Source organism: Flavobacterium gawalongense, assembly GCF_007097265.1.
GTDB classification, from domain to species: Bacteria; Bacteroidota; Bacteroidia; order Flavobacteriales; family Flavobacteriaceae; genus Flavobacterium; species Flavobacterium gawalongense.
In genome coordinates, this window is sequence record NZ_VJZP01000061.1 from 1 (window position 1) to 7,503 (window position 7,503).

General features: G+C 36.7%; 6 protein-coding genes and 1 tRNA gene. 2 read left to right on the forward strand and 5 right to left on the reverse strand.

The features are described from left to right. Nucleotides 1-728: 728 nt before the first annotated feature. The 3 genes from FNW38_RS17040 to FNW38_RS17050 form a co-directional block, all read right to left on the reverse strand. Nucleotides 729-1,484 (reverse strand): UDP-2,3-diacylglucosamine diphosphatase, encoded by a 756-nt coding sequence (locus tag FNW38_RS17040; RefSeq protein ID WP_143388967.1) that lies wholly within the window; start codon nt 1,482-1,484, stop codon nt 729-731. Nucleotides 1,485-1,488: 4 nt separating this feature from the next. After that, a complete protein-coding gene (locus tag FNW38_RS17045) occupies nt 1,489-1,953 on the reverse strand; it encodes a 6-pyruvoyl trahydropterin synthase family protein (protein WP_143388966.1) in 465 nt (154 codons plus the stop codon). A 450-nt stretch (nt 1,954-2,403) separates the two neighbouring features. After that, the gene (locus tag FNW38_RS17050) at nt 2,404-3,171 is read right to left on the reverse strand and encodes an enoyl-CoA hydratase/isomerase family protein (protein ID WP_143388965.1); all 768 of its coding nucleotides are present in this window, start codon (nt 3,169-3,171) and stop codon (nt 2,404-2,406) included. A 128-nt stretch (nt 3,172-3,299) separates the two neighbouring features. Between FNW38_RS17050 and FNW38_RS17055 the strand changes: the two genes are divergently transcribed. Then, nucleotides 3,300-3,373, forward strand: a tRNA-Ala gene (locus FNW38_RS17055). Nucleotides 3,374-3,459: 86 nt separating this feature from the next. Here FNW38_RS17055 and mtgA read toward each other — a convergent pair. Both mtgA and FNW38_RS17065 read right to left on the reverse strand, forming a co-directional pair. Next, nucleotides 3,460-4,200, reverse strand: coding sequence for a monofunctional biosynthetic peptidoglycan transglycosylase (mtgA, locus tag FNW38_RS17060; RefSeq protein WP_143388964.1), 741 nt, complete (start codon nt 4,198-4,200; stop codon nt 3,460-3,462). Then, nucleotides 4,200-5,312, reverse strand: a complete 1,113-nt coding sequence (locus FNW38_RS17065) for an NAD(P)/FAD-dependent oxidoreductase (RefSeq protein WP_143388963.1) — start codon at nt 5,310-5,312, stop codon at nt 4,200-4,202. The genes mtgA and FNW38_RS17065 overlap by 1 nt, the downstream gene beginning before the upstream one ends. A 224-nt stretch (nt 5,313-5,536) precedes the next feature. Here FNW38_RS17065 and FNW38_RS17070 point away from each other — a divergent pair, with 224 nt between their 5' ends. Further along, nucleotides 5,537-7,390, forward strand: coding sequence for a S9 family peptidase (locus FNW38_RS17070; RefSeq protein WP_144065102.1), 1,854 nt, complete (start codon nt 5,537-5,539; stop codon nt 7,388-7,390). Nucleotides 7,391-7,503: the final 113 nt, after the last annotated feature.

Sequence of the window (7,503 nt, forward strand, 5' to 3'; positions counted from 1 at the left end):
AAGCCTTGTGGCTACTTCCAATTTGTACAGTTACTTCGACAAGTTCAGCAACCATCTCTTAGCATCTAACAAGGACTCCCTGAGTTCCGTATAAAAGCCTAAATAAGAGTCATGCCTTCTCAACTGCGTTTGCCCTATAGCCAGTAAGCAAGTTCCCGCTATAATTATCACCCATTCTCCGAAAAATAGACTTTTGACAAAATGTAACGCTATCACACAACTTCATCGAAGGTTTACTTGCGTTCATCTCTCTTATTCCTACCTGACCAATCTAGTTAGCCTTTTCTTCTTTCCGTTCAATACCTATCAATTACTATCAAAGCACCGAGAAGCGGTTTAAAGCCTTCGCTTGCACAACGACTTTGGTAGACCTACTACCATCTTTTATACAGCATTGAATAACACTCGCAGTCGTTATTCTTTCACAGCACACTCAGAGACGTTTGCGCAGCACTTACTATGAAGACTTCGCATAGCTAGGGGTTATTCATTCTAAAAAAAAGCGATTGAGAGCGTAATGTCATTAAGTTAAGAGGCTAATTGTCATTCCGACGTAGGAGGAATCTCTGTTTGTTGCTCTCTTTGTTGAGATTCCTCCTTCGTCGGAATGACAAAATCGACACATTTATCGAAAGCGCACGCTAGTGACGCTATTGGTGAACCATCAGCGCATTTGTAAATTTTTACACAGCCTGAAAAGCCATGAAGTTGAGAAAAACACTTAAAATTTATTGATACTTTTTGATTTCGAATGTTTCTCCATCAAAAACGCCATAGGTAAAATAAGTAATCCAGTCACCAAGATTCACATATTCGGAATTTTCTCCTACTGTTACTTTCATAGGTAAATGACGGTGTCCAAAAACAAGGTAATTGTAGTGTTTGGTTTCTAGTTTTCTTTTGGAATAGAGAATTAACCATTCCTTGTCTTCGCCAAGAAAGGTTACATCTTCATCACCGGAAATCAATTTGTTTTTTACGGAAAGGTATTGTGCTAAACCTACTCCAATATCTGGATGAAGCCATCTAAAAAGCCATTTGGAAAATGGATTTGTAAATACTTTTTTCATTCGTTTGTACCCCAAGTCGCCGGGACCTTTCCCGTCACCATGACCCACTAGGAACGTTTTATCTCCAAAAGTATATTCTTGATTATCGTGAAAAACAGGGATATTCAATTCTTTTTGGAAATAATCTTCCATCCACAAATCGTGGTTTCCCACGAAGAAATAAATAGGGATTCCGCTGTCGCGAATTTCGGCGAGTTTGCCTAAAACACGAACAAACCCTTTTGGGACCACTGTTTTGTATTCGAACCAAAAATCAAATAAATCACCTACTAAAAAAATAGCTTCCGCGTCTTTTTTCACTTCGTCGAGCCAAGCCACAAATTTTTGTTCTCTTGGAAAACTCAATTCTGGTGTTGGGGCTCCAAAATGCTGATCGGAGGCGAAATATATTTTTTTGTTATTTGGTAATTGCATGAAGTTACAGTATGGATTTCATGTTATCACTGGCAAACCATTCGGCGAAAGAAGATTCTGTTTCTTGTAATTTTAGGGAGAAAAGAGTGATTCCTTCAGGCAATCTTCTGATAATTCTTTGTGAAAAATCGACTACCATATTCTCGCTTGTTGGCTGATAATCTACCAAAATAACGTGATGTCCGCGATTCTTTAATTCGTTTGCCAATTCGATATGAGGCGTAGTTTCATTAAAAACTGTTGCATGGTCAAATTGATCCACAATTTCCTCTTTTACAATTTTCTTCAAATCAGAAAAATCGATTACCATTCCAAATTTTACGTCGTTGCGGTTTTCGATTGGTTTCCCTATTACGGTTACTGACAATTTATAACTATGCCCGTGAACATTTTTACATTTCCCGTCATAACCGTATAAGGCGTGACCAGTTTCGAAACCAAATTGTTTTGTAATTCTTATATTGCTCATCGAAGTTTATTTTGATGCAAATTTAGCAAATTGATATGAGAAATAGGGTGTAAATGTGGGGCAAACGCTTTTAAGAAATTATTACACCGTTTCACAAGGGATACACAAAGAAGCACAAAAATTTCACTAATTAACCATTAAGAAAGCAGATTTATTTTGTTAACCACATAAGGAATATAAGTTCATTTAAGTTTTGAACACAATAGATTCAGCTTAAATGAACTTATATCCCTTACATGTTTTAAATTTTATCATCATTGTTTCACAACATTTCCAATGGAACAAAAAAAATAAAACCTAAAAATTAATTCGAATAAAAACGCATTTGGATTCCACTTAGGTCTAGCCCTGATGGAAGCGGCATCCTATTGTGGCGGGGTTCGCCACAATAGATATAGCGGACAGCAGGAAATAGCTTCTGAAATAAATTCAGAATAAATCCTAAAAAAATTATTTTTTGAATTGAGACAACGCCTTTTTGGTAAAATCAGACAATACCAATCTTCCCGAAATAGTGGCGCGTTCCAGCAAAAGTGTTTCCCAATCTTGGGTTCCTTCCCACAACACTTTTTTCATTTCGGATAACGCTTCCGGATTATAACTGGCCAATTTAGTGCTGAATTCAGCTAGTGCAGCATCAAGCACCTCAATAGTTTCAAAAGTATTGGCATACAATCCTTTCTCTTTTGCCCAGTCACCAGTTTTCCATTCGTGAGCTGCCAGAGTCATTTCGGCCATTGCCATTTTTCCAATTTTTCTTGAAACTGCCGGTTCTATTACAAAAGGACCAATTCCTATCGCCAACTCCGATAATTTTATCGAAGCATTTTTTGTCGCCAATGTATAATCGCAAGCGGAAGCAATTCCTACGCCACCGCCCACTGCTTTTCCGTGAATGCGACCAACGATAAGTTTAGAGCAATTTCTCATGGCATTAATCAAATGTGCAAATCCCGAGAAGAATCTGGTTCCTTCTTCTTGATTAGAAACAGCAAGAAGTTCATCAAAAGAGGCTCCGGCACAAAAAGCGCCCATGCCTTCGCTTTTTACAACAATCACCGAAACAGCAGGATTAGTACTCAAACTATTGAACTCATTTGTTAAGCGGTCTAACAATTCCCTTGGAAAGGAATTGCTTGCCGGATGACCAAATTCAAGTGTTGCGATTTTATTTTCGATTGTTGTGATGAGCGAACCTGTTGGAATTTCTGTTACCATAGCACCTATTTTGATGTAAAGTTAAAAAAAGTAAAGGATGCTTTTGCTTTTTTTTCAAATAGTATGGATTTGTATTTTTGAAATTTGCTTTTTACTCTATTTATATGTTATATTTGCGAAACATTCCTGGGGATGTAGCTCAGTTGGCTAGAGTGCTTGACTGGCAGTCAAGAGGTCGTGGGTTCGAGCCCCATCTTCTCCACAAAACAAAACCGTAAAACCTTTAATAAATAAGGATTTACGGTTTTTCTATTTTTATAATAAAAGAAAGACAGCTATAAAACTGGCTTAATATTCTATTCTCCCCACATGTCGCATCACGCGGACAATTTTAGCTTTCCTCCTATTAATATACGAAGAAGAACTGGTGGCTGAATATTTTCTTGGATTTGGCAATATCGCTGCTATTCCTGCTGCTTGAATTGGCGTAAGATTTGAAGCATCTTTTCTGTACCAATGTTCTGCGGCAGCCTGAGCGCCATAAACGCCATCACCCATTTCGATACTATTCAAATAGACTTCCATGATGCGTTTTTTCCCCCAGATAGTTTCTATCAAAACGGTAAAATAAGCTTCCAAACCTTTTCTTAAATAACTTCTGCCTTGCCAAAGAAATACATTTTTGGCCGTTTGTTGCGATATCGTACTTCCTCCTTTTATTCTACGCCCCCTTTCATTGCTCTTATATGCTTTTTGCATCGCGACAAAATCAAAACCGTTGTGCTTCAAAAAGGTTCCATCCTCACTGGCAATAACGGCTTTTTGCAGATTGACTGAAATGTTATCGAGAGATTCCCAATCATGACTGAAATAAATTTCTTTCCCAGCCATTTTATTTTCGATGGCACGAATTACCATCAAAGGGGTAAACGGTACCGGGACAAATTTAAAAAACACCACAAAAAATAAAGACAATCCAATAAACCACAAGAAAACTTTGAATAAAAAACGGGTTAGTTTGCTCATAAAAGGAGTTGTTTCTTTTTTTACGGGTTGTTTTGATCTTCTTGGTGTTATTTTCGTTGCCATTATACTAAATCTGCTAATTCTGTTCCTATTAAACTTCCTATTGCCACTCCCATTCCACCTAATCGTACGCCACAATACACGTTATCTGACACTTGTGAAACGATAGGATTCTTGCTGTTGCCAATGCCCATGATTCCGCTCCAACGGTGTGCAATTTTGAAATCCTGATTCGGCAAAATTACTTCTTTTAATAATTGTTCCAATTTTTTTTGCACAATTTCTGTTTGTCCAAATTCTGTTGTTGTTTCAGTATCAAAATCAAGGTTTCTACCGCCGCCTAACAATATTCTGTCACCAATATTTCTAAAATAATAATAGCCTCTATCCAGGTGAAAAGTGCCTTTTATATCCAAATTTTTAATTGGCTCTGTAATCAAAACTTGTGCTCTGGCCGGTTTCACTGCTCCATTGGTCAGCGCATTGGCAAAACCATTGGTGGCAAATAATAATTTCTTAGTGACAAAACTAAAATCTCCAAGCGCCACTTCAACACTATTTTCTTTGTCTAAATAATACGTTACCGTTTGTTGATTTAGGATCAAAATATTTTCATTAATAGCCTGTTTCAGCAACCCTTGCATCATATTTCCGGTATCTATCTGCGCTTCAAAAGGATTAAAAATCAAATATTCCTGTATTTCTTTGAATCCAAAACGATCAACTTCTTTAGCAAAAACATCGGCTTTGAAAAGTGGCCTTAAAATTTCATTGATGAATGGTAATTTCCCAACGCATTCTCCATAACTGTTTTCATCCGTATTCAAAAACAACTCATAACCCCCGTAGGGCTTGAAATCAATCGTGTCGTCACCAAGTCTTTTTCGTAACAATTGCAGGCCTTTCCACCGTTTTTGAACGAGATTCACAACTTCCTCTTCCGAATGGGATTTTAAATCGTCAATAATTTCCGAAAGACTTCCAAAACAGGCAAAACCTGCATTTTTAGTACTGGCTCCTTGTGGTAACATCCCTTTTTCCAGAACTAGAATTTTACTTTCAGGGAATTTTTCGCGCAAGTGTAATGCAGTATGCAAGCCTACAATACCGCTCCCTACAATCGTATAATCTACGTCAGTAAACCAGTTTTTTAATTCCCAATAACTCAAATCCATGTCCAAATATTTTTATAAAAATAATAATTTTCAGGATTTATTCTGAATTTATTTCAGGAGCTAATCCCGCTATCCGTTGTAATCTTTTATTTTTTTAAAGAAAAAAAATAAAAGATTACAACGGATAGCGGGGCTAAAAAGCAATTATTAAAACGACAAACATCAAATTAAATTGGCTATTTTTATGCCTCATAAAAAAATTTATTTTAATTCGTTTAAAAGCTATGGCACAAGATGTAATGACACCCGAATTGCTTTGGAAATTAGGAAGAATAACTCCTTTAGGCATTTCCAAAGACGAAAAAAATGTAGTTTATAAAGTAGAAACGCCTTCTGTCATAGAAAATAAATTGGATACAACATTTTACACCTTACCAATACATGGTGAAAATCCAACCGAAATAAAAGACACCGCAGCCGTATTAAAAGACAAGAACATTTCTCCAGACGGAAAATATATTGTGTATAATGAAGAAGTAAAAATCGATAAGGTTCTTGGAAAAGATTTTTATCCTACTCTGGAAAAATCGGAAGTTCAAATCTACAACGAATTGAATTATCGACATTGGGATACTTGGAACGAAGGTAAATTTAACCATGTTTTTTACAAAGAAAACAAAGAAGGTGCTGTAGGGATTGACATTCTGAAAGGAGAAAATTTAGATAGCCCGCAAAAACCCTTTGGCGAAGACGAAGATTATATTTGGTCGCCAGACAGCAAAAGCATTTTATATGTTTGTAAGAAAAAAGCAGGAACAGCATATGCTATTTCTACCAATACTAATATTTTTGAATACAATCTGGAAACTGGAAAAACAATTAGCAGAACTGAAGACAATTTAGGTTATGATACAGCTCCGCAATTTTCTTCAACTGGAAACTTGGCATGGTTGCAAATGAAACGCGATGGTTACGAAGCAGATAAAAACGACTTAATCGTTAGTTTCGAAGGAATGAACATGAACCTGACAGCTAATTGGGATGGTACGGCGAATCATTTTATTTGGAGTAATGATGGAAAAAAAATCTATTTTATTGCACCAATTGACGGGACAAAACAATTATTTGAAGTTAATTTTCCGGGGCTAACCAAAATCGCAATCAACGTTCAACAAATTACTAATGGCGATTTTGACATCAATGATTTAATTGGTTTTTCAGGCGATGAGATCATCATTACCAGAACTGACATGAATCATGCAGCGGAAATTTTCTCTTTTGATTTAAATAAGAACAGCTGGAAACAACTGTCTAATGTTAATACTGCAATCTATAATTCATTGGCGTTAAGCAAAACTGAAAGAAGATATGTTACCACAACCGATGGTAAAAAAATGTTAGTTTGGGTAATTCTTCCTCCAAATTTTGATGCATCAAAAAAATATCCAACCCTTTTATTTTGTCAAGGAGGACCACAAGCTCCATTGACACAAGGCTATTCCTTCCGTTGGAATTTCCAGTTAATGGCTGCTAATGGTTATATTGTTATAGCACCAAACCGTCGCGGAATGCAAGGCCTCGGTGTGGAATGGAATGAGCAAATCAGTAAAGACTGGGGAGGACAAGTTATGGATGATTACCTTTCGGCTATTGACGATGTAACGAAAGAAGAATATGTTGATGCAGCACGCTTGGGATGTGTGGGTGCCAGTTATGGTGGTTATTCTGTATTTTACTTAGCAGGCATTCACAACAACCGATTCAAAACGTTCATTGCTCATGATGGCGTTTTTAATACCCAAAGCATGTTCGGAACCACTGAGGAAGTTTTCTTTTGTAACTGGGACTTTGGTGGCGCTTATTGGGAAAAAGACAATGCTGTAGCACAAAAAGCCTATACTACATTCAACCCAATCAATATGGTTGAGAAATGGAACAAACCTATTTTAATTATTCAAGGCGGAAAAGATTTTCGTGTACCGATTGGACAAGGACAGGAAGCTTTTCAAGCAGCTCAATTGCGAGGGATAAAAAGTAGATTCTTGTATTTTCCAGAAGAAAACCATTGGGTACTTAAACCTCAAAATGCTCAAATCTGGCAAGGGGAGTTTTTCAAATGGCTGAAAGAAACCTTATAAATTTATAATTGAATGAACAAAAAACCTCGTCAGGATATGGAGGGCACTGAAAAAGTCCTTAAAGAATTAGATTTCATTAAAAGAGTAGAAAAATAAGATTTTCTACTCTTTTT

Coding starts and splice junctions, on each gene's coding strand:
- FNW38_RS17040 (WP_143388967.1), bottom strand. CDS start 1,484: ATGCAATTACCAAATAACAAAAAAATATATTTCGCCTCCGATCAGCAT.
- FNW38_RS17045 (WP_143388966.1), bottom strand. CDS start 1,953: ATGAGCAATATAAGAATTACAAAACAATTTGGTTTCGAAACTGGTCAC.
- FNW38_RS17050 (WP_143388965.1), bottom strand. CDS start 3,171: ATGGTAACAGAAATTCCAACAGGTTCGCTCATCACAACAATCGAAAAT.
- mtgA (WP_143388964.1), bottom strand. CDS start 4,200: ATGGCAACGAAAATAACACCAAGAAGATCAAAACAACCCGTAAAAAAA.
- FNW38_RS17065 (WP_143388963.1), bottom strand. CDS start 5,312: ATGGATTTGAGTTATTGGGAATTAAAAAACTGGTTTACTGACGTAGAT.
- FNW38_RS17070 (WP_144065102.1), top strand. CDS start 5,537: ATGGCACAAGATGTAATGACACCCGAATTGCTTTGGAAATTAGGAAGA.